This is a genomic window from Demequina subtropica, assembly GCF_000971235.1.
Classification (GTDB): domain Bacteria; phylum Actinomycetota; class Actinomycetes; order Actinomycetales; family Demequinaceae; genus Demequina; species Demequina subtropica.
This window is the reverse complement of record NZ_BBMB01000007.1, coordinates 42,783-67,209: the sequence shown is the minus strand read 5'-3', so window position 1 is coordinate 67,209 and position 24,427 is coordinate 42,783. Positions and strand designations below refer to the sequence as shown.

Sequence of the window (24,427 nt, the reverse complement as noted above, 5' to 3'; positions counted from 1 at the left end):
GATCAGCGGGCCCTGCGCGGCTTCGGCACGGGCAGCGCGTCGGCCGTCGCGCGCACCAGCGCCTGGAGCCGCTCGACATCCTCGATCGCGACGCGGTCGACGACGCGGTAGGGCTTCGCGCCCGGGTACGGCGGCGCCTCCGGGAGCCCGTCGGACGCGGGGGCCGGCTTGAGGAAGAGCGTGTCGTCGCACACAAGTGCGACCACCTTCTCGTCGCAGTACAGCGCGTACTCGCCGAACATCGCGCGCACCCGCACGGGAAGCGGCTCGAGCTGCTCGAGCAGGTGCTCGACGGTGGCGCGGGCGGTGCTCACGCGTCCACGCTACGCCCGGCCGGGAAGCATCGGCGGGCCGTAGCGTTGGGATCCATGGAGGTGCGGACATGGCACGACGTGCAGAGGCAGGGAAGGGAGCAGGCATGAGGCGCAGGTTCGGACGATGGCTGTTCATGGCGATCGCGATCCCGGTGGCGGCGGCGCTGCTCGGGCGGATCGCGGACGAGGTCGAGGCCCGTCGAGGCGAGGGATCCAAGGTCGCGAAGGGCCTCAGGGTCGGCAAGGGCATCCTCCGCCCGGGTGCCTGAATCGCTCCGTTTGACGGGTATGCTCCCGACTACCAGGCTGATGACGTGAAGGGTCGGACGTCTGGTCGAGCTCAGGAGCGTGGCATGGACATCTCGGTCGAGGCGCCCGCGGAGCCCGCCGTGCTGGTGGCGACGGTCCGGCTCCCCTTCCCGGTGGCGCGAGTGTGGACCGCGGTGACCGAGCCGCTCTACATCCAGCAGTGGTTCGCCCCGCACGGCTACTCCAACAGGTCCGTCGACATGGACGTGTCCCCGGGCGGTCATTGGCGCCTGGTCCAGGTGGATCCCGAGGGCAACTCGTTCACGTTCTACGGCCGCTACGACAAGGTCGAGCGGGAGGCGCGCGTCTCCTTCTCGCACATCTCGGAGCTGTTCCCGGACGTGCTCACGTGGATCCGCGTCGAGATGGCGGGCGCGCCCATCGGCACCATGATGAAGGTGAGCCACCTGTTCCCGACCGAGTACCACCGCACGGCCTACCTCAACATGGGTGGCCTCGCACGGCTCCGGGAGCCGCTCGAGCGTCTCGAGACGATGCTCCGCTCGATGTCCTGAGACGCCTGTCGGCGCGCCCGGCCCTCGGTTAGGCTCGCGCCATGACCGCGGATCCCTTCATCGTCCCGCTCGAGCGCCTGCGCACGCGGACCTCCGCCAAGTGGACCCACTTCGATCCCGACGTGCTCCCGCTGTGGGTCGCCGAGATGGACGTCGACCTCGCGCCGCCCGTCCAGGAGGCGCTGCAGCGCGCGGTCGCGAACGGCGACATGGGGTATCCCACGCCCGCGCCCTACATCGAGGCTTTCATCGACTTCGCCCAGGCCCGCTGGACCTGGGGCGGCCTCGACGCCGCGCGCGTCACGCCCGTGCAGAGCGTCATCATGGGCTACGTCGACGCGCTGCTCGAGGTGACGGACCCCGGCTCGGAGATCCTGGTCAACTCCCCGGTGTACCCGCCGTTCTTCAGCTACCTCCGCCAGGCCGGGCGCACGGTCCGCGAGGCGCCCCTGGGCGCCGACCTCCGGCTCGACCTCGAGACGATCGACCGCGCGATGGCGGAGGCGACCGCCGGGGGACGCCGCGCCGGCTACCTCCTGTGCAACCCTCACAACCCCGGCGGCACGGTCCACACGCGCGCCGAGCTCGAGGCGGTCGCGGAGCTGTCCCGCCGGCACGGCGTGCCCGTGGTGTCCGACGAGATCCACGCGCCGATCGTCTACGCGCCGCATGAGTTCACGCCGTACCTCGACGTCGACCCGACCGGGATGGCGCTGCACGCCGCGTCGAAGGCCTGGAACCTCGCCTCGATCCCGTCGGCGCTCCTGGTCGGCGGCCCCGAGTCGGCGGGCTTCGACACCTACCTCCGCGGCAAGCATCACGGCCCGTCCCACCTCGGCGTCATCGCGCAGACCGCGGCCTACCGGGAGGGCGGCGAGTGGCTCGCGGGCATGCTCGCGGGGCTCGACCGCAACCGCCTGCTGGTGCGCGACCTGCTCGCGGAGCACGCCCCTGCCGTGCGGTTCACGGTGCCGGAGGGCACCTACCTCACGTGGCTCGACTTCGGGGCGACGCTCGGCGAGGTCCCGTCGCACGCGCTCATGACGCACGGGCGGCTCGCGCTCAACATCGGCACCGACTTCGGCACCGGCGGCGCGGGGCATGCGCGCATGAACATCGCGACATCGCCGGCGATCCTCGAGGAGGCCGTGCGCCGCATCGCCCACACGCTCGCGGCGGCTCAGGCCGAGGGCGCGTCCCAGGTGAGCGTGTAGCGCCACATCAGCTCGCGCGAGTACACCGAGCCGGGCAGCAGCCGCGCGGCGGCCCCGCGCACGTCGCGGAAGCTGTGCGGCGCGGGCCAGACGCACTCGCAGCCGTGGTCCCAGTAGCCGCGGAACAGGCGCTGGAACTTGTCGACGAACGTCGCCCAGACGTCGCGCGGCAGGTCCTGCGGCCAGTTCGGCGTCGCCATCCCGACCACGATGAGCCGCCCGCCCGGCGCGACCAGGTCGCGCAGGCGCTCGAGGCCGGCCTCGAGGTCGACGTGGTGGAGCATCGCCGACGCGCTCACCACGTCGTACGTCCCGAGGTCGTCGGCGAGCACGTCGCCCACGCGGTACGTGATGGACGGCGAGGTGAGCGGCGCCTCCTCGGTCGAGTCGAGCAGCTCGACGGTGTGGCCCTGCGCGCGCGCCCGGCCGATCGCGGCGGGGTCGGTGTCGATCCCGGTGACCTCGAGCCCCCGCTCCGCGAGCCTGCGCGCCAGGTAGCCCTCGCCGCAGCCGACGTCGAGCGCGGTGCGTGCCGTCTCGGGCAGGTCCGCCACGAGCGGCTGCATGTAGTGGATGTTGTAGTTCCAGCGCTGGTGGTCGGGACGCTCCTTCGCGTCCTGAGGCGTCGTCTCGCTCATGACGCACCATCATCCCCCACGCCGCGGGTGGTCCCCGACGGGCGGGACCTCGGTCCCGGGCCGTGCGAGAATCGTGCGCGTGAACGAGGGGACGTCGAGGCTGGGCCGGGCCGCGGGCGCCGCCATGCTGTCGACGTTCTCCGCGCTCGCGCTCCACATGCTCGCCGGCGGGACCGCGCCTGCGCTGCTCGCAGTGCTCGCGCCGCTCGGCGCCTCGTTCGCCGTGGCGGCGCAGCTGGCCGGCCGCCCGCTCGGCCGCTGGCGGCTCGCCCTGGTGGTCGGCGCGAGCCAGGCCGCTCTCCACACCACGTTCTCGCTCGGCGCGGCCGATGCCCCGGGCGCGACCGGTCATGCGGGGCACGATGCGGCGGCCCTCGCGGGCGCGCTCGACGGCACCGGCGTGCACGCGCATGCCGCGATGCCCCTCGCGCACCTGGTCGCCGGGACGATCACCTACCTGGGCATCCGCGCCGCGGGGACGGTCCTCGCCGCGGCCTCGCGCATCGTCGCCCTCGCGCTCGACGCGCTGCTCGCGTCGCTGCGCCTGGGCCCCGTGCCCGCGCTCGCCCCCGCGCCGCGCCTGGTCCCGGCGCCGACCCGCGCGTTCGCGACGCTCCCGCTCGTGCTCGCCGTGCCCTCCGGGCGCGGACCTCCCGTGACCGCCTGAACCTCGATATCCGCGGGCCACGCCCGCATCCCCTTCAGGCACACCCGCGCCGACGCGTGCCCCTGCACGCGCGCGCACCACCATCACAGGAGAGTCATGTTCACCCGTCCCCGCTTCCTTGCCACCGCCGCCGCCACCCTGGTCGCGGCCACCGCCCTCGCCGGCTGCGCCTCCGACGACGCGCCCGCCGCGGGCACCCTCGAGGTCACCGACCCGTGGGTCAAGACCGCGACGCCCGAGGACATGATGTCCGCGGCCTTCGGCACCCTCACCAACACCTCCGACGAGGACGTCACGGTGGTCGCCGCGACGTCCGACGCGTCGCCCGAGATCCAGCTCCACGAGGTGGTCGGCGGGGAGATGCAGGAGAAGGACGGCGGCTTCACCATCGCGGCCGGCGAGTCGCTCACGCTCGAGCCCGGCGGCTACCACCTCATGCTCATGGGCCTCCCCGAGGCGATCGAGGCGGGCGACGAGGTCGACTTCACCCTCGAGCTGTCCGATGGCGGTGCCGTGACCTTCACCGCGACCGCGAAGGACTTCGACGGCGCGAACGAGGACTACGACCACGAGGACTCGATGGACATGGGCTCCTCGGAGGAGCCCGCGGAGGGCTGATGCCCGCGGAGAGCACCGGCGTCAGCCGGCGACGGCTCCTCCTCGGAGGGGCCGCCGCCGGCGCGGGCGCGGCCGTCACGCTCGGCGCCGAGCGCACCGGGTTGCTCCCCGGCTCCCCCGCGCCGGCGGCCGACGCGACCGGGATCAACGGCGCGCGCATCGTCCCGTTCCACGGCGCACGCCAGGCGGGTGTCACGTCCACCCCGGGCGCGTACGCCACCTACCTGGCGTTCGACCTGCTGCCCGACACCGGTCGCGACCGCCTCGCGGCGTGGCTGCGCCTCCTCACGGACGATGCGGCGCGCCTGACCCAGGGCCGCGGCGCGCTGGCCGACCTCGAGCCCGAGCTCGCGGTGCGTCCCGCGGGGCTCACGGCAACGTTCGGGCTGGGCCGCGCCGCGGTCGAGCGCGCGGGAGCGGAGGCCCCCGGCTGGCTCGGGCCGTTGCCCGCATTCCCGCAGATCGACGCGCTCGAGGAACGCTGGTCCGGCGGCGATGCGGTGGTGCTCCTGCACGGCGACGACCCGACCGCGATCGCTCATCTGGCGCGCATGGTCGTGCGCGACTCGCGCGCGTTCGCGACCCTGCGTTGGCGCCAGAACGGGTTCCGGCGCGCGTACGGCACCGACCCCTCCGGCACCACCATGCGCAACCTCTTCGGGCAGGTCGACGGCTCGACCACGCCCAAGCCCGGGGACGAGGCCTTCGACCGCGCGGTCTGGGCCGGCGACGAGGCGCCCGCGTGGCTGCGCGGCGGAACCTCGCTGGTGCTGCGGCGCATCGCGATGGACCTCGAGGGCTGGGACGAGGTCGGCCGCGAGGGCCGCGAGGCCTCCGTGGGCCGGCGCCTCGCCGACGGCGCCCCGCTCACGGGCGGCGGAGAGCACGATGCGGTCGACCTCGAGAAGACCGATGAGCGCGGCTTCACGGTGATCAACCCGGCCGCGCACGCGGCCCGCTCGCATGTGAGCGACCCCGGCCAGGGCATCGTCCGCATCGGCTTCAGCTACGACGACCCCGTCGAGGAGGGCGCGCTCGACTCCCAGGGCCGTCCCGCCGTGTCGAACGTGGGCCTGCTGTTCGGCTCGTGGCAGCGGGACGTCGCGGCGCAGTACGTGCCGATGCAGGAGCGGCTCGCGCAGGCGGACCTGCTCAACACGTGGACCACGCCCATCGGCTCAGGCGTGTGGGCGATCCCGCCCGGCTGCGAGGAGGGCGGGTTCGTCGGGGAGGGGCTGTTCGCCTGAGCTCGGCCCGTGGGACGATGCCCGGGTGACCTCCCGCGTCCTGCTTCTCCACGGCTACCAGCACACTCGTCCGCGAACGCACTGGATGTGGTGGCTCGCGGAGGAGCTGCGGGACAGGCGCATCCCCGTCCAGTACCCGCAGCTGCCCTCCCCCTCCGCGCCCGTGCGGGACGCGTGGCGGGAGGTCGCCCTCGGGGAGCTCGAGATGCTCACCGAGGGCGACGGCGAGCGCATCGTGATCGCGCACTCGCTCGGCACCGTGCTGTGGCGGCATCTCGAGGCCGTGGGGGCCGCGCCGCTCGTGGCCCGCGTGCTGCTGGTCGCACCGCCCGTGATGGACCCGCCGCCCCCGGGCCTCGAGGCGTGGGCCTTCGCCGACGAGCCTGCCCCGCCATGGCGGTCGCCGGCGACGCTGCTCGCGCGCGAGGCCGATCCGTACCGGCGCGAGCCGCTCGACACCGTCGCGAGCGCGTGGGGGCTGCCCTGCATCGTCCTGCCAGGCCCCGGCCACCTCAACCCGGACGACGGCCACGGACCGTGGGCGGCCATGCTCGAATGGGCGCTTGCCGGCGACGCCCGGTGGCGGCTCGGGGAGGGCGCCCGTAGCCTCGACGCATGAGCACAGCGTCGTGGTCAGCCCCTCCCGCGGACATCTCCGTCACCCCTGACACGGCGCACGCGCTCCTCGCGCGCGACCATCCCGATCTCGCCTCGCTCGCCCTGGGTCCCACGTACGAGGGGTGGGACAACGTCACGATCCGCCTGGGCGCGGATCTCGCGGTCCGCATCCCGCGCCGCGCGCACGCCGCGCAGCTCATCGAGCGCGAGCACGTGTGGCTGCCGCGGCTCGCGCCCGGGTGGGCCTTCCGCGCACCGGTGCCGGAGCGGCTCGGCTCCCCGTCGGCCGAGGTCCCGTGGGCCTGGTCCGTGGTGCCGTGGCTCCCGGGCGATCCCGCGTACGCCACGCCGCTGTCCGCACGCGGCGCGGCGGACCTCGGTCGCGCGCTCGCGACGCTGCACTCGCCCGCCCCGCCCGAGGCTCCGCGCAACCCGTTCCGCTCGACCCCGCTCGCGGAGCGCGCCGAGCGGTTCGACGACCGCGTCGCCCGCCTCCTCGAGCGCGGGCTGGCGCTCGACGACGCCCTCGCGCGCGAGCAGTTCGAGCTGGGAGCCTCGCAGCGGCGTCCGCTCGAGACGTGGTGCCACCTGGACCTGCACGGCGCGAACGTGCTGAGCGACCGGGGACGGCTGGGCGGGATCCTCGACTGGGGCGACCTGGGCGTCGCGGACCCCGCGACGGACCTGGGCCAGGCGTGGTGCCTGGTCGGAGGGGCACGGATGCGCGACCTGCTGCGCGGCTACGACGACGCGGTCACGCCGCTCGACGAGTCAGCGTTGCTGCGCATCCGCGCGGAGGCGCTCGCCTACGCGGTCACGCTCGCCGCGCTCGACGAGCAGCCGTACGCGGATGCGGGGACGCGCGCGCTCGCCGACCTCGACGTCCTGGCCGGCTGAGCCCTAGGCGCCCATCTTCTGGAGGAAGGGCTCGAGCTCGACCCAGTTCTCCTCGTCGGAGCGGTCGTCGCGCCACAGCGCCATGTACTCCGCCTTGGTCTCCTCGGAGGCCTCGTTCCACACGCGGATCGCGTGCTCGAGGTCCTTGTGCCAGTAGCCGACGATGCGGAAGTGCGTGATCGGCAGGCGGAGCTCGCGGCGCAGCATGGTGCGGATCGCGCGCGAGTCCTTGGCCTCGCATGCGACCCACACATACGCGCCGGCCTCGGGGTCCAGGTGGGTGTCCGTGAGCTCGAGGAGCGCGTCCCTCAGCTGCGACGGGCGCCGGCCGTTGCCACCGAGCCGCCAGTCGACGGTCACCGTCGCGGCGGTCGGGAGATCGCGCGCATCGGCCAGGTCGCCGAGCTCGCACACCACGTGGAAGACCTCATCGGGACCCGCCTCCGCGAGGATGCGCGCGATCGCGGGCAGCGCCGTCGCGTCGCCGACGAGCACCCTCACGCCCGCGCCCGCGGGCGCCGCGTAGTAGCCCTTCGAGTCCGAGACCTCGGTGCGGTCGCCCGGCTGCACCGTCCGCGCCCACGTCGCGCCGGGGCCATCGCCGTGGATGAAGATCTCCATCTCGAAGCCGCCGTCGCAGTGCCCGCTCACGGTGTAGTGGCGCGCGCTGTGGCCGTCCGCATCGTCCGTCTCCGCGCCCACCTCGACGTGGACGCACTCGTCCGGCGTGCCGTCGGAGACCCATGCGGCGGGATCGTCGAGCTGCAGGCGCACGCGCATCATGTGCGGCGTCACCACCTCGCTCGCGGTGACCGTGGCGGCGTGGATGGTCTCCATGAGGCTCCGTTCGTGGGGGACGGTGGATCCTGCAGCAAGGTGAGGCTCACCTACCTCGCGTCAGTGTAGACCACATCCGCAACGGGTTTGTTGCCTAATTCCGAGCGTGGCGCACCCGGCATAGCGCGGTTATGTCCCGCTACTGTGTGGCCGTGGCCTTCGATCCGCTCGACACCGAGAGACTCGTGCTCCGCCCGTTCTCCGAGGAGGACGCCGAGGACTTCGCCGCGCGCCGCTCCGACCCGGAAACCGCGATGTATCAGGCGTGGCGCGTGCCCTACTCGGTCGAGAAGGCGCTCGCCGTGATCCGCGAGAGCGAGCACCACGAGGGCCCCGTGCCCGGCCACTGGTTCCAGCTCGACGTGCAGCGTCGCGTGGACGGCCGCACGGTCGGCGACGTCGCGGTGTACCTCCACGAGCACGGCCACACCGCCGAGATCGGCTACACGCTGCACAGCTGGGCGCGACGCAAGGGCTACGCGACCGAGGCCACCACCGCGCTGATCGACTACCTCGTCGACGTCACCGAGGTCCACCGCATCGAGGCGGCGACGCACCCCGACAACGAGCGCTCGATCGCGGTGCTCACGCGCCTGGGCTTCCAGCCGGAGGGCGTCAAGCGCGAGGCCTTCTGGGTCGAGGACGAGGTCTCGGACGATGCGCTGTTCGGCCTCCTCGCACGCGAGTGGCGGGCGCACCGGCGCATGGGAGCGGCCGCCGGGCCCGGCGTGCCGGCCTAGCTTCACGGAATCTTCACACGCGCGCCGCCCCGCGCTTCATGTGCGCGCGATGGACTGGGGTCATCGAAGGAAAGGGGACCCCGATGACCACCACGCGGAGGACCAGGGCATGGGCCGTCGCGGCGGGAGCCGCGCTCCTCGCCATCCCGGCGGGGGCAGCGTGGGCCGCGTCGGGCGGCGACGCCGACGACTCGTACGGCGGCTACGGCATGGGCGGCGCGCGCATGGGAGGGATGATGCGCGGCTGGGATGCGGACCGCGACAGCGGCGGCTACCGCGGCGGCGATCGGGACGGCGGCTGCCTCATGGGCGCCTGGGCCGACGACGGCCCGGCGAGCGACGCCGACGCCGCCTCGCTCGCGGCCATGGCCGAGGAGGAGCGCATGGCCGGCGACCTCTACGACGAGCTCGCGGACGCCTGGGACCTGCGCACGTTCGCGGTGCTCGCCCACGCCGAGGACATGCATCTGCGCGCCGTGACCGGCCTCATGGAGGCCTACGGGCTCGACGACCCGACCGAGGACGCCGAGCCGGGCGTCTACGAGGATGCCGACCTGCAGTCGCTCTGCGACGAGCTGCTCGCGCAGGGCACCCGCTCCGAGACCGGCGCGCTGACCGTCGGCGCGCTCGTGGAGGAGACCGACATCGCCGACCTCCGCGGGCAGGACGTCGACTCGGACACGGTCGCGGCGATGTACGACCACCTCGAGCACGCGAGCGAGCGTCACCTCACGGTGCTGGTCGAGGCGCTCGACGCCGACGGCATCGCGTACGAGGCCTCGGTCCTCGATCCCGCGGAGGTCGCAGAGATCACCGGCGTCCCGGCTCCCTAGGATTGCTGGCGTGGGAGCCCGCACCGTGCTGGTGGTCGACGACGAGCAGAGCATCCGCGAGCTCGTCGGCGGCTACCTGCGCCGCGACGGCTTCGACGTGATCGAGGCGGGCTCGGGCGAGGACGCCCTCGCGGCGCTCGCCACGTCGCGAGTCGACCTCGCGATCCTCGACGTGCGGCTGCCGGGCATCGACGGCATGGAGACGCTGCGCCGGCTACGACGCACCTCCTCGGTGCCCGTCCTGCTGCTCACCGCGCGCGCCGAGGAGGCCGACCGCATCGTGGGCCTCGAGCTCGGCGCGGACGACTACGTCACCAAGCCGTTCAGCCCGCGCGAGGTGGTCGCGCGCGTCCGGGCGATCCTGCGCCGCGGCGACCCGGCACCCGGGGACGAGCGGATCGCGATCGGGGAGCTGCGCATCGACCCCGCCGCACACGAGGTGACGGTGGGCGACCGGCCGGCGGCGCTGACCGCGCTCGAGTTCGACCTGCTCGGAGCGCTCGCCACCGCGCCGGGACGCGTCTTCACACGCCGCCAGCTCATCGAGCGCGTGTGGGGCTGGGACTTCTACGGCGACGAGCGCATCGTCGACGTCCACATCCGCAAGCTCCGCCGCGCGCTCGACGACCCGGCGGAGGACCCTCGCATGATCCTCACGGTGCGCGGGGTCGGCTACAAGCTGGCGGCCCCATGAGCTCCCTGCGGGGGCGCCTGCTCGCCTCGCACCTCGCGGTCGCGGCGGCGGGCGTCGTCGCGCTCCTGGTGGTGGGCACCACGGTCGGCGGCGTCGCCTACCAGCGCCGCATCGGGACGATGCACGGGGCGATGATGCGCGCCGACTCGGCCCAGCGGGCGCTCGCCGACGCCCTCCCGCTCGCGCTCGGCTGGGGGGCGGCCGCGGGCATCGTCGCCGCCGCGATCGCCGCCCTCTGGGTCTCGCGCCGCATCGCGGGCCCCCTCGCGGAGGTGCAGGAGGCGACGCGCGCGATCGCTGCGGGCGACTACTCGCGCCGCGTGCCGCGCGCGCCCGAGGCCGAGCTCGCGGCGGTCGCGGACGACGTCAACGCGCTCGCCGCGAGGCTCGGGGAGGCCGAGGAGCGTCGTGCGCGGCTCATCGACGAGGTCGCGCATGAGATGCGGACGCCGCTCACCACGATCGGCGGCACCATGGAGGGGCTGCTCGACGGGGTGATCGAGGCGGGCCCGGAGGCGTACGAGCGGGTCGCGGCGGAGGCCTCACGGCTCCGGCGGCTCGCGGAGGACCTGTCGACGCTGTCGCGCGCGCAGGAGAGCACGCTCGCGCTCGACATCGTCCCGACCGACCTCGCCCGGCTCGCCGTCGATGCCGCCGATCGCCTCCGCCCCCAGTTCGAGCACCGCGGGGTCGCGCTCGCCGTCGACGCGCCCGCGGAAGCGCCCGTCGTAGCGGATCCGGACCGCATCATCCAGGTGCTCGTCAACCTGCTCGGGAACGCGCTCGCGCACAGCGACGAGGGCGGCCACGTCGTCGTGCGCGCGGCGCTCGACGGGGAGGCCGCCGTCGCGACCGTGACCGACACGGGCGCAGGGATCGCCCCGGACGAGCTCGAGCGCGTCTTCGAGCGCTTCTACCGCGGCCCCGCGGCGGGCGCGCGGTCCGGCCGCGGCATCGGGCTGACCATCGCGCGGTCCCTGGCCCGCGCGCATGGCGGCGACGTGACGGCCGCCTCGGACGGCGTGGGTCGGGGCGCGTCGTTCACGCTCACGCTCCCCGCGGCCCGTCCTCGATGACGGCGCCGCGCGCACCCCTTTACCGCAGAAACACGGGCAAAAACCGCGTTCCCGTCACATGCCCGCGTGATCTGTGGCGCATCTCACACGGCGAGCGTGATCTTCGCTAGGGTGGCGCCCATGCTCCCGAGCTCGCGCATCGCCCGGCCGGTCACGGTCGACGACGATCAGGTCCGCGCGCTCATCGACGATCAGTTCCCCCACCTGGCCGACCAGGAGGTGGGCCGGCGCTACACGCACGAGGACCACATCGCCGTGCGCATCGGCGACCACCACGGCGCGCTGTTCCCGCGCTTCGCTCTCGACGACCCGCTGTTCGCCCGCTCCGCGGACGTCATCGCGCCCCACCTGGCCCGCTTCACCTTCCCCGTGAGCGCCCCGATCGACATGGGCCGCCCGGGTCACGGCTTCCCGTACCACTGGACGCTCGTGCGATGGGTCTCGGCGTCGACGGCCGCGTTCGTGCCGCTGCACGCGAGCTCCGCGCGCTCGCTCGGCGCGGCGATCCGCCAGATCCACGTCCCCGCACCCGCCGACGCCCCGACCAACCCCGCGACGGCGACCGGCCTCGCGAGCCTGCTGAGCGAGTGGGACCGGCTGCTGGTGTTCGCCTCGCTCCGCGGCGCGCCCGAGAACCGGGTCCTCGATGTCGAGTCGGTCGACTCGCTGTTCCGCGTGGGCGCGGTCGCGCCGCTCGACGTGCCGCTGACGTGGACCCATGGACGCCTCGAGCCTCGCTCGATCCAGTCGGACCGCGGCCAGTTCGCGGGGATCCTCATCTGGCACCGGTTCGGCGCGGGCGACCCCGCGGCGGACCTGGGCGGCGCCGCCACGGTGGTCCCGCTCGACATGCGCGACGAGCTCTACGCGGGCTACGGCGAGGTCAGCACCGCCACCGCCTGGCGCGCGCAGTCCTACCAGCTCTACGCCGCGCTCACCCACATCGAGCTCGACGATCCGTTCCTGGCCCGCATGGCCTGGGAGCGGCTCATCGAGCTCGGCCTTGCGCACGAGGCGTAGGGACGATGCGCGGGCGCGGCCGGGCGGGGATCGCGGCGCTCGCGCTCATGGCCGGCGGCTGCGCCGTGCCGGGGACCGCACCGGCATCGTCCGCGCCGGACCAACCCTGGACGGAGCCCGCCGCGTACACGTACGAGGCGACCATCACCGTGTTCGGCCCCACCGCGGGGACGTGGCGCATCACGGTCCGCGATCGCGAGGTCGCGTCCGCCGAGCCGCTCGACGACATCGCCGAGTACTCCGCGAGCGACTACGTCCCCCTGCCCGAGGAGTTCCCCACGCTCGTCGGGCTCATCGAGCACTACAACCTCGTAGCGGTCGGCGACCCTCACATCGCGGTGCTCGAGTGCGACGACGACGGCATGCCGCGGCGCATCGAGCTCGACCCCGACGAGGACACCTACGACGACGAGTACGCGGTCGAGGTCCACGGCGTCGAGGTCGGGTGACCCGTCCCGCGGCGTAGCCGGTTGCCCCTCGTACGTGGGACAGTTAGCCCCATGGACATCTTCGAGACCCCGCTCCCCGGAGTCGGCGTCCGCTACGAGTTCACGGCCGAGGGCGGCGACCACGTCGGCGTGGTCGTGCGTCGCGACGGCAAGCGCGACATCGCGCTGTACGACCGCGACGACCCGGACTCGTGCCGCGGCACCGTCGAGCTGTCCGAGGGCGATGCCGGCAAGATGGCCGAGCTCCTGGGCGGGTCCAACATCATCGCGCGGCTCGAGGACCTGAGGCACACCATCGTCGGGCTCGCGATCGAGTGGGTGACGATGCCCGCGACCGGGGGCCTCGTCGGCCGGCCGCTCGCGGAGGGCCGCATCCGCACCGAGACCTCCGCCTCCGTGGTCGCCGTGATCCGCGGGGATCAGGGCATCCCAGGGATCGAGCCCTCCTTCATCTTCGAGCCGGGCGACGTCGTCCTGGTGATGGGATCCGACGAGGCCGTCGACCGCGCGGCCGCGATCCTCACGGGCTGAGCGATGCTCGCCGCGACCGCTCCCGTGCCGGGACTGCGAGTCGAGCTGGCGAGCGCCCACGCGGAGACGTCGACCGTCCTCATCGAGCTGGGGCTCGTCTTCATCGTCCTCGCGCTGCTCGGCCGGCTCGCCAACCGCATCGGCATCCCGTCGATCCCGCTGTACCTGCTCGCGGGGCTCGTCATGGGCGAGGGCGGGTTCATCCCGATCGACGCCGGCGAGGAGTTCCTGTCCATCGGCGCCCAGATCGGCGTGGTGCTGCTCCTGCTGCTGCTGGGGCTCGAGTACTCGCCCGACGACCTCAAGGTCGGCATGCGGACCACGTGGCAGGCGGGGATCGTCGACCTGGTGCTCAACGCGGTGCCCGGCTTCGTGGTCGCGCAGCTGCTCGGGTGGTCGGTCCAGGCGTCGATCATCCTCGCGGGGGTGACGTACATCTCGAGCTCGGGCATCATCGCGCGCCTGCTCGACGACTTCGACCGCGTCGCCAACCGCGAGACGCCGGTGATCCTCAGCCTGCTGGTCATGGAGGACATCGCCATGGCGGTGTTCCTCCCGCTGCTCGCGGTGATGCTCGCCGGCGCGACGTTCCTCCAGGGCGCGGTCGCGGCCGGCATCGCGATCGCGATCGTCGCGGTCGCGTTCCTGCTCGCCGTGCGCTTCTCGCGCCACGTGTCCGCCGTGGTGCACTCGCACTCCCGCGAGCTGCTCCTGCTGGGCGTGCTCGGGCTCGCGTTCCTGGTCGCCGGGCTCGCCGAGGCCGTGCAGGTCTCCGCCGCGGTCGGCGCGTTCCTCCTGGGCCTCACTCTGTCGGGCAACGTCGCCGACCAGATCCGCGGCCTCATGCCGCCGCTGCGCGACGTGTTCGGCGGGATCTTCTTCGTGTTCTTCGGCATCGGCATCGATCCGCGCGACCTGGGACCCGTCATCGTGCCCGCGCTCATCCTCGCCGTGGTCACGGCGGTCACCAAGGCGGGGACCGGCGTGTGGGCGGCGCGGCGTGCGGGCATCGGCCCCAAGGGCCAGTGGCGCACCGCGATGTCGCTCATCCCGCGCGGCGAGTTCTCGATCGTCATCGCCGGCCTGGGCGTCGCGGCCGGCGCGCAGCCGCTGCTCGGCCCGCTCGCCGCGGCCTACGTCCTCACGCTCGCGGTGGCGGGCTCGATCCTCATGCGCTTCGCCGACCGCATCCCCTCGCCGCTCAAGACCCCCGTCCGCGGCAGCGGTTCCCGTGTGAGACGATGAGCCGTCGTCTCCGCCGTGGCCGTGCCCCGGGGACGATGCGCCGGCCACGTCGCGCAGTTGGCGTGGCTTCCGCGCGAGGACGCGCGAGATCTCAGGTCTTGTGAGGTTCCGTCATGCTCTCTCCCTATCGAGGCATCCTCGCGCTCCCCGGCGCGCGCGCGTTCACGGCGTGGGGCCTGGTCGCGCGCATCCAGATGGGGCTGACCGGGCTCGCGACGTTCCTCCTGGTGCAGATCGAGTACGGGAGGTACGAGTACGGCGGGCTGGTGCTCGCGACCACCGCCCTGTCGTATGCGGCGATCTCGCCCCAGGTGGGCAAGCTCATCGACGCCTACGGTCAGTCGCGCGTGCTCCGGATCGGCTTCGCGATCGCGATCGCCGGACGGCTGGCGCTCATCGCCGCCGCGCTCACGCATCAGCCGTTGTGGGTGCTGCTGCTGTGCACGCCGCTGCTCGCGGCCGGCGGCACGCAGTCGACGCACACGCGGGCACGGTGGACGCACATCGTGCCCGACAAGGACGCCCTGAACACCGCGTTCTCCCTGGAGTCGTCGCTCGAGGAGGTGCTGTTCATCGCGGGTCCCGCGCTGGCCACGGTCCTCGCCACCCAGGTCGCCTCGTGGGTCCCGAGCGTGGTCGCCGTGGTGACGCTCGCGATCGGCGGGTACGGGTTCCTGTCGCTCACCGCGACCGAGCCTCCCGCGCGCCGGGCCGATGCGCGCCGTTTCCAGGCGGAGCATGAGCACTCGACCGCGCTGGTGATCGACGGCACCCTCGAGCGCGTGGGGCTGCCGCCGCGGCCGCGCGGGCTCAAGCGGTACCGCGGAGCGCTGCGCGGCCACTTGCTGGTCACCACCCCGGCGCTCGTGGTCACGACCGCGATCTTCGCGACGCAGGGTGCGATGTTCGCATCCGTCGATGCGTCGACGGTCGCGTTCGCGGAGGAGCTGGGCCAGAAGGACATGGCGGGCCTGGTGCTCGCGGTGTGGGCCGTGGGCTCGCTGGTCGGCGGGCTCGCGTACGGCTCGCGCGTGTGGGCGCGCACCCTCGCCTCGCGGCTCCTGTGGGGCGTGACCATCACCGGCATCGGCGCGGTGTCCTTCATGCTCGCGCCGAACCTCCCCATCCTGGGCCTGCTGATGTTCCTCACGGGCCTCGCCATCGCCCCGACCATGGCGGTCGGGGACGGTGTCACGCATGCGCTGGTGCCGCGCTCGAGGCTCACCGAGGGCATGACGTGGACGCGCACGGGCATGGATCTGGGCGTCGCCGCGGGCGCGTGGCTCGCGGGCGCGGTCATCGACCGGGCCGGCTACTCGGCGGGGTTCCAGGTGACGGCATGCGCCGGGGCGGCGGGCGTCGTCATCGCGCTGGCGTCGTGGCGCTACCTCCGCGACCGACGCGCCTACGAGGAGCAGGTGTCCCGCGACGACCCTCTCCCCGTGGCCGCATAATGGCGCCGTGATCAGAGACGCCGACCCCGCCCGCGACGCCGCCCGCATCGCGGAGATCTACGCACACTACGTGCGCCACGACACCGCGACCTTCGAGGTCGAGCCGGTGTCCGGTGACGAGATGTGGGCACGGATCGAGAAGATCCGATCCAAGGGCCTGCCCTACCTCGTGATCGAGGACGAGGGACGCGTGGTCGGCTACGCCTACGCAGGCCCGTACCGCGAGCGCGCCGCCTACGACCACACGCTCGAGGCCTCGATCTACCTCGATGCCGACGTGCGTCGTGGAGGCGTGGGGACCGCGCTCTACACGGAGCTCATCGAGCGGCTGCGGAGCCTCACGGACTCGGTGCACGCGCCTGTCCACTCGGTGCTCGGCGGCATCGCGCTGCCGCATCCGGGTTCCGTCGCGCTGCACGAGAAGCTCGGGTTCCGCCACGTCGGCACCATCCCGGAGGCGGGTCTCAAGTTCGACCGCTGGATCGATGTGGGGTTCTGGCAGCTGGTCCTCTAGGGCCGCCGCCGCGGCTCTCGGAAGCCGCCCACCCTCTCGACCGCGTCGTGCCGGCGCTGGCGCGACGCGAGGTTGCGCAGCTCGCGGAAGTCGACCAGGCGGAGCAGCGCGGCGGCGGCGTCGGTCGCCACCGCGGGCTCGCCCGCGCGCATCGGGCTGTGCGCCAGGTCCAGCAGCGTCTGCGCGGGGGAGCTCACGCGCGGATTGCACAGCTCGCCCACGACGGTCTCGACGTCGACGCCGACGGGCTGCACCATGTCGACCGCCCCATCGATGTCGCCGGCCTCGCCGATGACGACCTCCTCCCCGCGGCGCGCGAGCAGGAAGCGCCATGCGATGTGCTTGAGCCACTCCTCGGGATCGCGCTCATGGAAGGTCACCGTGGTGTCCAGACCGGGAAGCGCGACGGACCGCGTCCATCGCGGCACGGTGACATGCACCTCGCCATGGACGCGCGGCGCCGCACCGTGGACGAAGGCCGCGGAGAGCGCGCTGACGTACGGCGCCTGCCTCCCGAAGCGCGCGGCCGCCATCATCCAGGCGACCTCGATGGGATCGGCCCGCCACTCGGGCGCGGCGTAGCGGGGCAGCGCCAGATGCTTGCCCCGCGCCAGGGTGAGGACACGACGCCCCGCGACGGCGTTGCGGAGCCACTGGCGGGACGGCCGCCTGACCGCTCCGACGTCGCGTGTCTCGAAGTAGGGGTACGCCACCGGCTCGGCTGCCTCCCGCCCGACGAGCTCGCTCCACGCCGGCACGTCGTCGCGCATCCTCGACCTCTCTACGTCGGTTCACCGAAGCGCCGTGGCGCCGAAGCCCACCGTGGCGCAACCCTCACCGGCGGGCCCCGGCGGGCCCACGTCCTGTGGACGACGCCGTGCTCTCTGGCGCCTCGGGACATCGGCGAGCATGCTCATCTGATGTAGCGCGCGAAGTGCTCGCACCTTTCCTGCGCGACGGGCGCGACGGCGACAACTGCGCGACGGGCGCGGCGGCGACAACCGCGCGACGAGCTTCCCGGCAGCAGCGGCGGCGCGTGCCCCGCGGGTCGGTGCCGGCTGCCGCGTCGGCCCTGCCCGTCGTGCAGGAAAGGTGCCAGCACCGCGGAGCGAAGCTCCCGAGCGCGCGCAGAGACGCGCTGGCGGGCGCGGCGCGTCACCCGCGGGTCGGTTCCGGCCGCCGCGTCGGCCCTGCCCTTCGTGCAGGAAAGGTGCCAGCACCACGGAGCGAACCACCCGAGCGCGCGCCGAAGCCGCCGGTGGCCAACCACGGCGCGCGAGCGCCAGGGTCGAGGACCCTCAGGAGGCGGCGCGGGCGATGAGCTCCGCGATCCTCTCTTCCTCCGCGTCGCCGATCGCCAGGATCGCGAGCGAGGTGGTCCACATCGCTCCTTCGTCGAGAGCGGCGGCGTCCTCGAAGCCCAGCGTGGCGTAGCGCGACTTGAACTTGCCCGCGGGCTTGAAGAAGCACACCACCTTGCCCTCCTTGGTGTACGCCGGCATGCCGTACCAGGTGCGTGCCGCGAGGCCGGGCGCCACCCGTCCCACGATCGCGTGGACACGCTCGGCGAGGGCGCGGTCATCGTCGGGCATCTCCGCGATCCTGTCGAGGACGTCCTGGAGATCCGCGGCCTCCTTGTCGGCCGCCTTCGCGCGCTTCGCCTGGGCGCGGCGCTCGGCCGCCGTCTCCTTCATCGCGGCGCGCTCCTCCGCGGAGAAGCCCTGCTCGTCATCGCTCATGAGTCCGATGGTGCCACTCCTGGGCACGCCGGGGAACAGGTGCCCGCGAACAGACCGACGGCCCGGCCCCCATGAGGAGACCGGGCCGCCGGGTACGGCGCAGGGTCAGCCGCGCACGGCCGCCGTCGCCGCCATCATGTGCTCGAGCGACGCGGTGGTCTCCGCGTACGCACGGGTCTTGAGGCCGCAGTCCGGGTTGACCCACAGCTGCTTGCCCGGGATCGAGTCCTTGGCCAGCGCGAGCAGCTCGGTGATCTCCTCGGTCGAGGGCACGCGCGGCGAGTGGATGTCCCAGACGCCCGGACCGATCTGGCGCTCGTAGCCGTGCTGCTGGATCGCCGGGAGCACCTCCATGCGCGAGCGCGCCGCCTCGATCGAGGTGACGTCGGCGTTGAGGCCGTCGATCGCGTCGATGATCTCGCCGAACTCCGAGTAGCACAGGTGGGTGTGCAGCTGCGTGTCGTCCTGCGCCCCCGCGGTGGCAAGACGGAAGGAGTTCACCGACCACTCGAGGTACGCCGCCTGGTCCTTCTTCTTGAGCGGCAGGAGCTCGCGCAGCGCGGGCTCGTCGACCTGGATGATGCCGATGCCCGCCGCCTCGAGGTCGCGGATCTCGTCCCGCAGCGCGAGCGCGACCTGGTTGGCGGTCACGCCGAGCGGCTGGTCGTCGCGCACGAACGACCACGCGAGGATGGTGACCGGGCCCGTGAGCATGCCCTTCATGGGCTTGTCGGTGAGCGACTGCGCATAGGCGGTCCAGGCGACGGTCATCGGCGCGGGACGCGTGACATCGCCCCACAGGATCGAGGGTCGCGTGCAGCGCGAGCCGTACGACTGCACCCAGCCGTTGACCGTGACGTCGAAGCCGTCGAGCAGCTCGGCGAAGTACTGGACCATGTCGTTGCGCTCGGCCTCGCCGTGCACCAGGACGTCCAGCCCCAGGTCCTCCTGAAGCTTCACGACGCGCGCGATCTCGACCTTCATGGCCTCCTCGTACGCCGCATCGTCGATCTGCCCCTTGGCCCACGCGGCACGCGCCTTGCGGATGTCCTGCGTCTGCGGGAACGAGCCGATGGTGGTGGTCGCGAGCTCGGGAAGCGCGAAGCGCGCGTCCTGGGCCGCGGCGCGCACCGAGTACGCGGGGCGGTCGAGGTCGCCGGGCGTCACGGCCGCGAGCGCCGCGCGGACGTCGGCCTTGTTGGTGCCCGGGTGCGCCTTGCGCGAGGCGAGCGCGGCGCGGGTCGCGGCGAACGCATCGGCCACCGCCTCCTCGCCCTCGGCGCGGGCCGTCGCAAGCGTGGCGACCTCGGCGACCTTCTGGTCGGCGAAGGCGAGCCAGGAGAGCAGCTCGGCGCCCAGGTGCTCCTCACCCTCGAGGGTGTGGGGCACGTGGAACAGCGACGTCGAGCTGGACACCGTCACCGTCGCGCCCAACGCCTCGATCTCCGCGGCCTTGCGCAGGGCCGCGTCGAGGTCCGTGCGCCAGATGTTGTGGCCGTCGACCACACCGGCGACCACGGTCACGCCCGCGAGGTCGGTGCCCGACGGCACAGCGCCACGGACCAGGTCCAGGCCGATCGCCTCGACACCGGAGTCCTTGAGGACCGGGAGGGCGTCGTCGAGCGAGTTGTACGGCGCGGCGACGAACAGCGCAGGGCGGTTCGCGAGCGTCGCGAGCGAGCCGTAGACCGTCGCGGCGTTGGCGAGGACCTCGTCGCGCGGGGCGTCGATGTCGGCGACCAGGATCGGCTCGTCGATCTGGACCCACGGCGCGCCGGCGGCCTTGAAGGCCTCGAGGAGGTTGCCGTAGACCTCGAGCACGTCCGCGAGCCGCTCGATCGGGCGGAAGCCCTCGGGCGCCTCGTCGCTCGCCTTCGCGAGGTAGAGGAACGTCAGCGGGCCGGTGATGACGGGACGCGTCAGGTAGCCCGCCTCCTTGGCCTCGAGGAACTGGTCGACCCACCGGGTGCTGGAGAGCGCGAAGACCGTCTCGGGGCCGATCTCGGGAACCAGGTAGTGGTAGTTCGAGTCGAACCACTTGGTCATCTCGAGGGGGGCCTTGTCGCCCACGCCGCGGGCGATGGTCGAGTAGCCGGCGAGGTCGACGCCGCCGTCCTCGGCCCGCAGGTCGGCGAAGCGCGTGGGCACGGCGCCCAGGGTCACCGCGGCATCGAGGACGTGGTCGTAGAACGAGAAGTTGCTCGGGATGGACGCGTCGTCCTTGCCCAGGCCCAGCTCGGCGAGGTGCGCGAGGGTCGCGAGGCGCAGGTCCTTGGCGGCGGCCTCGAGCTCGGAGGCGCTCGTCGCGCCCTTCCAGAAGGACTCGAGCGCCTTCTTCAGCTCGCGCATGCGGCCGATGCGCGGGTAGCCCAGGATGGTGCCGCCCGGGAAGGCGGGCGCAGGGACACGGACGGAGTTCTGCTCAGTCATGGTTCCTCATAGAGGCTTGGTGCGCGGCGGGCTCGCCATTGCGCTTGGTCGACGCGGTTCGCGCCGAGTTGCGCGGACAGACTAGCGCGGGTTGGCGGCGTTCGCTAGGGGGTGTGTCCAAATTCTGGAATACGCGTCCCACTTGGTGGACACTTGTCGGGCAGGTGTCCACCAGCGGCGGACCGCTCAGGCGTCGCGCATCTCGACCACAGGGATGGTCGCGCCCGTGCGGCTCACGCGCTCGCCACAGCCGACGACCTCCATGCCGAGCCGCCGGTACAGCGCGATGTTGCCCTCCTCGACCGCACGGACCGTGCAGGTGAGCCCCGCCAGCCCGGCGACGCGCGCATCGTCCCGCAGCGCCCTCACGAGGGCGCCCGCGAGGCCCCGGCCGCGCGCGGCCGGATCGACCCCGAGGCGCCCGAAGTACCGGAACCCGTCCTCGGTCGCATGGTGCTTGGCGACCGCGACGATGCGCCCGTCGAGGCGCGCGACGGCAAGGCCCGTCCCGGCCGCGAGCTCCTCGCGCAGCGTGTCGGGAGTCTCGAGCATGACGCCGGCGGTCTCGCCCTTCGCGGTGTACTCGTCGAAGGCGCGATGCAGGACCGCCATCGCATCGTCGGCGGCGAGCGGGCCTGCGTCGAGGTCGATCTCGACGGATGGCTCCGCAGGCCCGGGCGTCACTCCGCGCCGGGGACCTGCTCGAGGGCGACGGGGACGCCGGCCTCGACGGTGCGCGAGACGGTGCAGGACTTCTCGTGCGAGGACCGCAGCGCGGCGCCGATGCGCTTGCGCGCGGCGTCGCCCTCCTCCGTCGCGGGGAAGGCGAGGTCGAACAGCACCCGGATGTCCTCGAGGATGTTGGCGCCGTCCTCGGTGACGTACTCCGCGGACGCGGTGACGTCGAAGCGCTCGGGCTCGGCGCGACGCGACGTCATGACGTCGACGTCGATCGACGAGCAGCCGGCGATGGCCGCGAGCATGAGCTCCACGGGCGACAGCAGCCCCTCGCCCCGTCCGAAGCGCAGCGTGTCGCCCTTCGCGTTGGTGGCGAGGTACACGCCCTCGGACTCACGGGACAGGGACACGGTGCGGGGCGATGAGCTGCGGGTCATGCAGAGATGGTCGCACACGCCCGGAGGGTGCTCAGTCGCGCACCAGGCCCATCGCGTCGACGAGCTCGAGCGCCGCGCGATGCTGGTTGAAGGTGATGATGTGGATGCCGGGCGCGCCGGCGTCGAGCAGGTCGCGCGAGAGCTGCGCCGCATGGCGCACGCCTGCGGCGCGGGCCGCGTCCTCGTCGGGCGCCGCCTCGAGCGCGGCGAACAGGTCCGCCGGCGTCTCGACGCCCGTGAGCTCCTCCGCGCGGACGGCACGACGCTCGCTCACGAGCGGCATCACCTCGGGGATGATCGGCAGCCCGATGCCCTGGGCGCGCGCGTCCTCGACCAGCGCGACGTACTGGTCGACCTCGTAGAACACCTGGGTGATGGCGAAGTCGGCGCCCGCGTCGCGCTTGGCACGCAGCACGTCGAGGCCGAGCTGCCGGTAGCGCTCCACCGCATGCTGCGCCGGGAAGGCCGTCACCCCGACGCTGAGATCCGTGATCCCGTGCGCGTGCGCGACCTCGCGCAGCAGCTCGACCAGCTGCGACGCGTAGAGCAGCCCGTCGGGGTGCGGGCGCCAGTCGGCCTGCCCCTGCGGAGGGTCGCCCCGCAGCGCGAGGAAGTCGAGGACGCCGTCCTCGAGGTACGCCTCGATCACCTCGATCAGCTCGGCCCGCGACTGGTCGACGCACGTGAGGTGCGCGAGGGGCGGCACGGTGTGCTCGACCGCGAGGCGGTGGACCACGCCGCGCGAGGTGCCGCGCGTGGAGCCCGAGGCGCCGTACGTGATCGACATGAAGTCCGGGCGCGTCGCCGCCAGCATGCGCATCGTCTCCTCGAGGGTCGACTCAGCGGCGGGCGAGCGCGGCGGGAACAGCTCGTACGAGAGCGTCGGCCGCTGCAGGGCGAGGAGGTCACGGATCGTCATGGCGCGCTCACGATACCCGGGACATTGGTCCGGCTCCACACCCGATGTCCCCGGATCTTCCTGGGACAAAACTGTCCACAAGTGCCACAAATAGGGGGAGTGGCTGTCTCATCGTCACGCCAGACTGGACCCATGACCACCGAGACGAACGGCACGCAGGAGGCGGCGGCGCTCCGCTGCTTCGGCGCAGGGGACCCGCTGTACGAGCGCTACCACGACGAGGAGTGGGGCGTCCCGGTCCACGGGGACGCGGCGCTGCTCGAGCGCATCGTGCTCGAGGGGGCGCAGTCCGGGCTGGCCTGGATCACCATCCTGCGCAAGCGCGACGGGTACCGCGAGGTGTTCGAGGGCTTCGACCCCGCCGCCGTCGCGGCCTTCACGGAGGCCGACGTCGCACGGCTCATGGACGATGCGCGGATCGTGCGCAACCGGCGCAAGATCGAGTCCGCGATCGTCAATGCACGCGCGACGGTCGCGCTGAGCGAGGCCGGCACCTCCCTGGACGCGCTCTTCTGGTCGTTCGCGCCCGAACCGAGGAGCGTCGCCCCTGGCAGCTGGACGGACGTGCCGGCCTCGACACCCGAGTCCGCGGCGCTCGCGAAAGCGCTCAAGAAGGCAGGATTCGTGTTCGTGGGACCCACGACGATGTACGCGGCGATGCAGGCGTGCGGCCTGGTCGACGACCACATCGCGGGGTGCGTCGCGGCGCGCGGCTAGGGCCTCTGCATCGTCGGAAATGGCACGTTGTCCACATTTGTATCCACTTGATGTGGATATGTCCGAGTTGATGCGCGAAGGCGCGGCGCGCAGCGTGCGCGAACCTCAGCAGTACGCGCGGCGGTGACGCTCGACGGCGTCCGTGAGGAGCGCCTCGACGATGCGCTTGTCGGCCGGCAGCCACGGGACGTCGCGCCACGCGCCGGGCTCGAGCCAGCGCAGCTCGTCGTGGTCCTCGAGCGGACGCGGCTCGACGGGCGCGCCGTCCGCGCCGGGCAGGATCCGTGCCCACCACACGCGCATCACCAGGCGGTCCACGTCGGCATCGCCGGGGCGCAGCATCCACACCGGGCAGTCGCACGAGGCCTCGACGCCGGTGCCGTCGTCGGGACCCACGAGCTCCTCGCCGATCTCGATCTCCACGCCGAGCTCCTCGCGGATCTCGCGCCTGAGCGCGGCCTCGGCGGTCTCGCCGCGCTCGACCTTGCCGCCCGCGAACTCCCACAGGCCCGCGAGCGCGGACGGGGCGCTGCGACGCGCAGCGAGCAGCCTCCGCGGGGCGTCGAGCGAGTCCGTGATCGCCGCAGCGACCACGAGGCGCGTGTTGACTCCCATGCGTCGGCCCGCCGGCTACGCGATCGTCGCCGCGTACGCCTCGGCGTCGAGCAGGTCGGTCGCGGTCTCGGTCATCTCGACCTTGAAGATCCACCCCTCGCCGTACGCGTCCGAGTTGATGGTCTCGGGGGCGCTCTCGAGGCCCTCGTTCACCGCCGTGACGGTGCCGGAGACCGGCGAGTAGAGCTCGCTCACGGCCTTGGTCGACTCGAGCTCGCCGCAGACCTCGCCCGCGATGACGGTGTCGCCCACGCGGGGCGCCTCGACGTAGACGATGTCGCCCAGCGCGGCCGCGGCGTGCTCGGTGATGCCCACCGTGACCTCCGCACCCGCATCGGGCTCACCGGCCACCCACTCGTGCTCAGCGGAGTACGCGAGCTCGTCGGGAACGTTCGACATGACAACCCCTCTCGGGTCGGGTCTATGAAGATCTGAGGACGCGGGGGCCCGTCCTGGGATGAG

At 73.0% G+C, this 24,427-nt stretch carries 30 protein-coding genes; 19 read left to right on the top strand and 11 right to left on the bottom strand.

Features of this window, described 5'->3' with window-relative positions; translation table 11 throughout:
- Nucleotides 1–2 precede the first annotated feature (2 nt).
- Nucleotides 3–314, bottom strand: coding sequence for a TfoX/Sxy family protein (locus AOM06_RS07345; RefSeq protein ID WP_062304104.1), 312 nt, complete (start codon nucleotides 312–314; stop codon nucleotides 3–5).
- Between the two features lie 104 nt (nucleotides 315–418).
- Between AOM06_RS07345 and AOM06_RS14740 the strand changes: the two genes are divergently transcribed.
- From AOM06_RS14740 to AOM06_RS07335, 3 genes are all read left to right on the top strand, one after another.
- Nucleotides 419–583 carry a hypothetical protein gene (locus AOM06_RS14740; protein ID WP_156163616.1) on the top strand — a complete coding sequence of 55 codons (165 nt, stop codon included), beginning with the start codon at nucleotides 419–421 and terminating at the stop codon, nucleotides 581–583.
- An 84-nt stretch (nucleotides 584–667) separates the two neighbouring features.
- Entirely contained in the window at nucleotides 668–1,138 is a 471-nt protein-coding gene (locus AOM06_RS07340) for an SRPBCC family protein (protein WP_062304103.1), read from the top strand.
- A 41-nt stretch (nucleotides 1,139–1,179) separates the two neighbouring features.
- On the top strand, nucleotides 1,180–2,352 hold the full coding sequence (locus tag AOM06_RS07335; protein WP_062304102.1) for a MalY/PatB family protein: 1,173 nt from the start codon (nucleotides 1,180–1,182) through the stop codon (nucleotides 2,350–2,352).
- Here AOM06_RS07335 and AOM06_RS07330 read toward each other — a convergent pair.
- Nucleotides 2,319–2,990 carry a class I SAM-dependent methyltransferase gene (locus tag AOM06_RS07330; RefSeq protein ID WP_062304101.1) on the bottom strand — a complete coding sequence of 224 codons (672 nt, stop codon included), beginning with the start codon at nucleotides 2,988–2,990 and terminating at the stop codon, nucleotides 2,319–2,321. The genes AOM06_RS07335 and AOM06_RS07330 overlap by 34 nt on opposite strands.
- Before the next feature lie 79 nt (nucleotides 2,991–3,069).
- Between AOM06_RS07330 and AOM06_RS07325 the strand changes: the two genes are divergently transcribed.
- The 5 genes from AOM06_RS07325 to AOM06_RS07305 all read left to right on the top strand — a co-directional run bounded on the left by AOM06_RS07325 (nucleotide 3,070) and on the right by AOM06_RS07305 (nucleotide 7,037).
- Nucleotides 3,070–3,657, top strand: coding sequence for a hypothetical protein (locus AOM06_RS07325; RefSeq protein ID WP_156163615.1), 588 nt, complete (start codon nucleotides 3,070–3,072; stop codon nucleotides 3,655–3,657).
- Nucleotides 3,658–3,753: 96 nt separating this feature from the next.
- Entirely contained in the window at nucleotides 3,754–4,275 is a 522-nt protein-coding gene (locus AOM06_RS07320; RefSeq protein ID WP_062304099.1) for a copper chaperone PCu(A)C, read from the top strand.
- On the top strand, nucleotides 4,275–5,522 hold the full coding sequence (locus AOM06_RS07315; RefSeq protein ID WP_062304098.1) for a Dyp-type peroxidase: 1,248 nt from the start codon (nucleotides 4,275–4,277) through the stop codon (nucleotides 5,520–5,522). Before AOM06_RS07320 ends, AOM06_RS07315 begins: the two co-directional genes overlap by 1 nt.
- Before the next feature lie 25 nt (nucleotides 5,523–5,547).
- On the top strand, nucleotides 5,548–6,141 hold the full coding sequence (locus AOM06_RS07310; protein WP_062304097.1) for an RBBP9/YdeN family alpha/beta hydrolase: 594 nt from the start codon (nucleotides 5,548–5,550) through the stop codon (nucleotides 6,139–6,141).
- Nucleotides 6,138–7,037, top strand: coding sequence for a phosphotransferase (locus AOM06_RS07305; protein ID WP_062304096.1), 900 nt, complete (start codon nucleotides 6,138–6,140; stop codon nucleotides 7,035–7,037). The genes AOM06_RS07310 and AOM06_RS07305 overlap by 4 nt, the downstream gene beginning before the upstream one ends.
- A gap of 3 nt (nucleotides 7,038–7,040) precedes the next feature.
- Here the strand turns inward: AOM06_RS07305 and AOM06_RS07300 are convergent, their stop codons facing one another.
- Entirely contained in the window at nucleotides 7,041–7,874 is an 834-nt protein-coding gene (locus AOM06_RS07300; protein WP_062304095.1) for a siderophore-interacting protein, read from the bottom strand.
- Nucleotides 7,875–8,026: 152 nt separating this feature from the next.
- On the opposite strand from AOM06_RS07300, the gene AOM06_RS07295 reads away from it, so the two are divergent.
- The 10 genes from AOM06_RS07295 (at nucleotide 8,027) to AOM06_RS07250 (ending at nucleotide 16,430) form a co-directional block, all read left to right on the top strand.
- The gene (locus tag AOM06_RS07295; protein ID WP_062304094.1) at nucleotides 8,027–8,614 is read left to right on the top strand and encodes a GNAT family N-acetyltransferase; all 588 of its coding nucleotides are present in this window, start codon (nucleotides 8,027–8,029) and stop codon (nucleotides 8,612–8,614) included.
- Nucleotides 8,615–8,697: 83 nt separating this feature from the next.
- Nucleotides 8,698–9,447, top strand: coding sequence for a DUF2202 domain-containing protein (locus AOM06_RS07290; RefSeq protein WP_062304093.1), 750 nt, complete (start codon nucleotides 8,698–8,700; stop codon nucleotides 9,445–9,447).
- A 10-nt stretch (nucleotides 9,448–9,457) separates the two neighbouring features.
- Entirely contained in the window at nucleotides 9,458–10,141 is a 684-nt protein-coding gene (locus AOM06_RS07285; protein ID WP_062304092.1) for a response regulator, read from the top strand.
- Nucleotides 10,138–11,217: a sensor histidine kinase gene (locus AOM06_RS07280; protein WP_062304091.1), complete on the top strand. Its 1,080-nt coding sequence runs from the start codon at nucleotides 10,138–10,140 to the stop codon at nucleotides 11,215–11,217. The genes AOM06_RS07285 and AOM06_RS07280 overlap by 4 nt, the downstream gene beginning before the upstream one ends.
- 120 nt (nucleotides 11,218–11,337) lie before the next feature.
- On the top strand, nucleotides 11,338–12,237 hold the full coding sequence (locus tag AOM06_RS07275) for a phosphotransferase (protein WP_062304090.1): 900 nt from the start codon (nucleotides 11,338–11,340) through the stop codon (nucleotides 12,235–12,237).
- Nucleotides 12,238–12,242: 5 nt separating this feature from the next.
- Nucleotides 12,243–12,686, top strand: a complete 444-nt coding sequence (locus AOM06_RS07270) for a DUF6174 domain-containing protein (protein ID WP_062304089.1) — start codon at nucleotides 12,243–12,245, stop codon at nucleotides 12,684–12,686.
- 51 nt (nucleotides 12,687–12,737) lie between these two features.
- Entirely contained in the window at nucleotides 12,738–13,217 is a 480-nt protein-coding gene (locus tag AOM06_RS07265) for a cation:proton antiporter regulatory subunit (RefSeq protein WP_062304088.1), read from the top strand.
- Between the two features lie 3 nt (nucleotides 13,218–13,220).
- Nucleotides 13,221–14,462 (top strand): cation:proton antiporter, encoded by a 1,242-nt coding sequence (locus tag AOM06_RS07260; protein ID WP_082105391.1) that lies wholly within the window; start codon nucleotides 13,221–13,223, stop codon nucleotides 14,460–14,462.
- 113 nt (nucleotides 14,463–14,575) lie between these two features.
- Complete coding sequence (locus AOM06_RS07255) at nucleotides 14,576–15,916, top strand: MFS transporter (protein WP_062304087.1); 1,341 nt, start codon at nucleotides 14,576–14,578, stop codon at nucleotides 15,914–15,916.
- A 7-nt stretch (nucleotides 15,917–15,923) separates the two neighbouring features.
- Nucleotides 15,924–16,430 carry a GNAT family N-acetyltransferase gene (locus AOM06_RS07250; protein WP_062304086.1) on the top strand — a complete coding sequence of 169 codons (507 nt, stop codon included), beginning with the start codon at nucleotides 15,924–15,926 and terminating at the stop codon, nucleotides 16,428–16,430.
- Here AOM06_RS07250 and AOM06_RS07245 read toward each other — a convergent pair.
- From AOM06_RS07245 to AOM06_RS07220, 6 genes are all read right to left on the bottom strand, one after another.
- Nucleotides 16,427–17,200, bottom strand: coding sequence for a hypothetical protein (locus AOM06_RS07245; RefSeq protein WP_062304085.1), 774 nt, complete (start codon nucleotides 17,198–17,200; stop codon nucleotides 16,427–16,429). The two genes, AOM06_RS07250 and AOM06_RS07245, sit on opposite strands and share 4 nt — an antisense overlap.
- Before the next feature lie 528 nt (nucleotides 17,201–17,728).
- The gene (locus AOM06_RS07240; protein WP_062304084.1) at nucleotides 17,729–18,169 is read right to left on the bottom strand and encodes an iron chaperone; all 441 of its coding nucleotides are present in this window, start codon (nucleotides 18,167–18,169) and stop codon (nucleotides 17,729–17,731) included.
- Nucleotides 18,170–18,274: 105 nt separating this feature from the next.
- On the bottom strand, nucleotides 18,275–20,599 hold the full coding sequence (gene metE, locus AOM06_RS07235) for a 5-methyltetrahydropteroyltriglutamate--homocysteine S-methyltransferase (protein WP_062304083.1): 2,325 nt from the start codon (nucleotides 20,597–20,599) through the stop codon (nucleotides 18,275–18,277).
- Between the two features lie 186 nt (nucleotides 20,600–20,785).
- Complete coding sequence (locus tag AOM06_RS07230; protein WP_062304082.1) at nucleotides 20,786–21,283, bottom strand: GNAT family N-acetyltransferase; 498 nt, start codon at nucleotides 21,281–21,283, stop codon at nucleotides 20,786–20,788.
- Nucleotides 21,280–21,714, bottom strand: a complete 435-nt coding sequence (locus AOM06_RS07225; RefSeq protein ID WP_062304081.1) for an OsmC family protein — start codon at nucleotides 21,712–21,714, stop codon at nucleotides 21,280–21,282. Before AOM06_RS07225 ends, AOM06_RS07230 begins: the two co-directional genes overlap by 4 nt.
- A gap of 31 nt (nucleotides 21,715–21,745) precedes the next feature.
- Nucleotides 21,746–22,633: a methylenetetrahydrofolate reductase gene (locus AOM06_RS07220; protein WP_062304080.1), complete on the bottom strand. Its 888-nt coding sequence runs from the start codon at nucleotides 22,631–22,633 to the stop codon at nucleotides 21,746–21,748.
- A gap of 132 nt (nucleotides 22,634–22,765) precedes the next feature.
- Between AOM06_RS07220 and AOM06_RS07215 the strand changes: the two genes are divergently transcribed.
- Nucleotides 22,766–23,350: a DNA-3-methyladenine glycosylase I gene (locus AOM06_RS07215; RefSeq protein ID WP_062304079.1), complete on the top strand. Its 585-nt coding sequence runs from the start codon at nucleotides 22,766–22,768 to the stop codon at nucleotides 23,348–23,350.
- Between the two features lie 105 nt (nucleotides 23,351–23,455).
- Here AOM06_RS07215 and AOM06_RS07210 read toward each other — a convergent pair whose 3' ends face one another.
- Nucleotides 23,456–23,965 carry a (deoxy)nucleoside triphosphate pyrophosphohydrolase gene (locus AOM06_RS07210; protein ID WP_062304078.1) on the bottom strand — a complete coding sequence of 170 codons (510 nt, stop codon included), beginning with the start codon at nucleotides 23,963–23,965 and terminating at the stop codon, nucleotides 23,456–23,458.
- Nucleotides 23,966–23,980: 15 nt separating this feature from the next.
- Complete coding sequence (gcvH, locus tag AOM06_RS07205; protein WP_062304077.1) at nucleotides 23,981–24,364, bottom strand: glycine cleavage system protein GcvH; 384 nt, start codon at nucleotides 24,362–24,364, stop codon at nucleotides 23,981–23,983.
- Nucleotides 24,365–24,427: the final 63 nt, after the last annotated feature.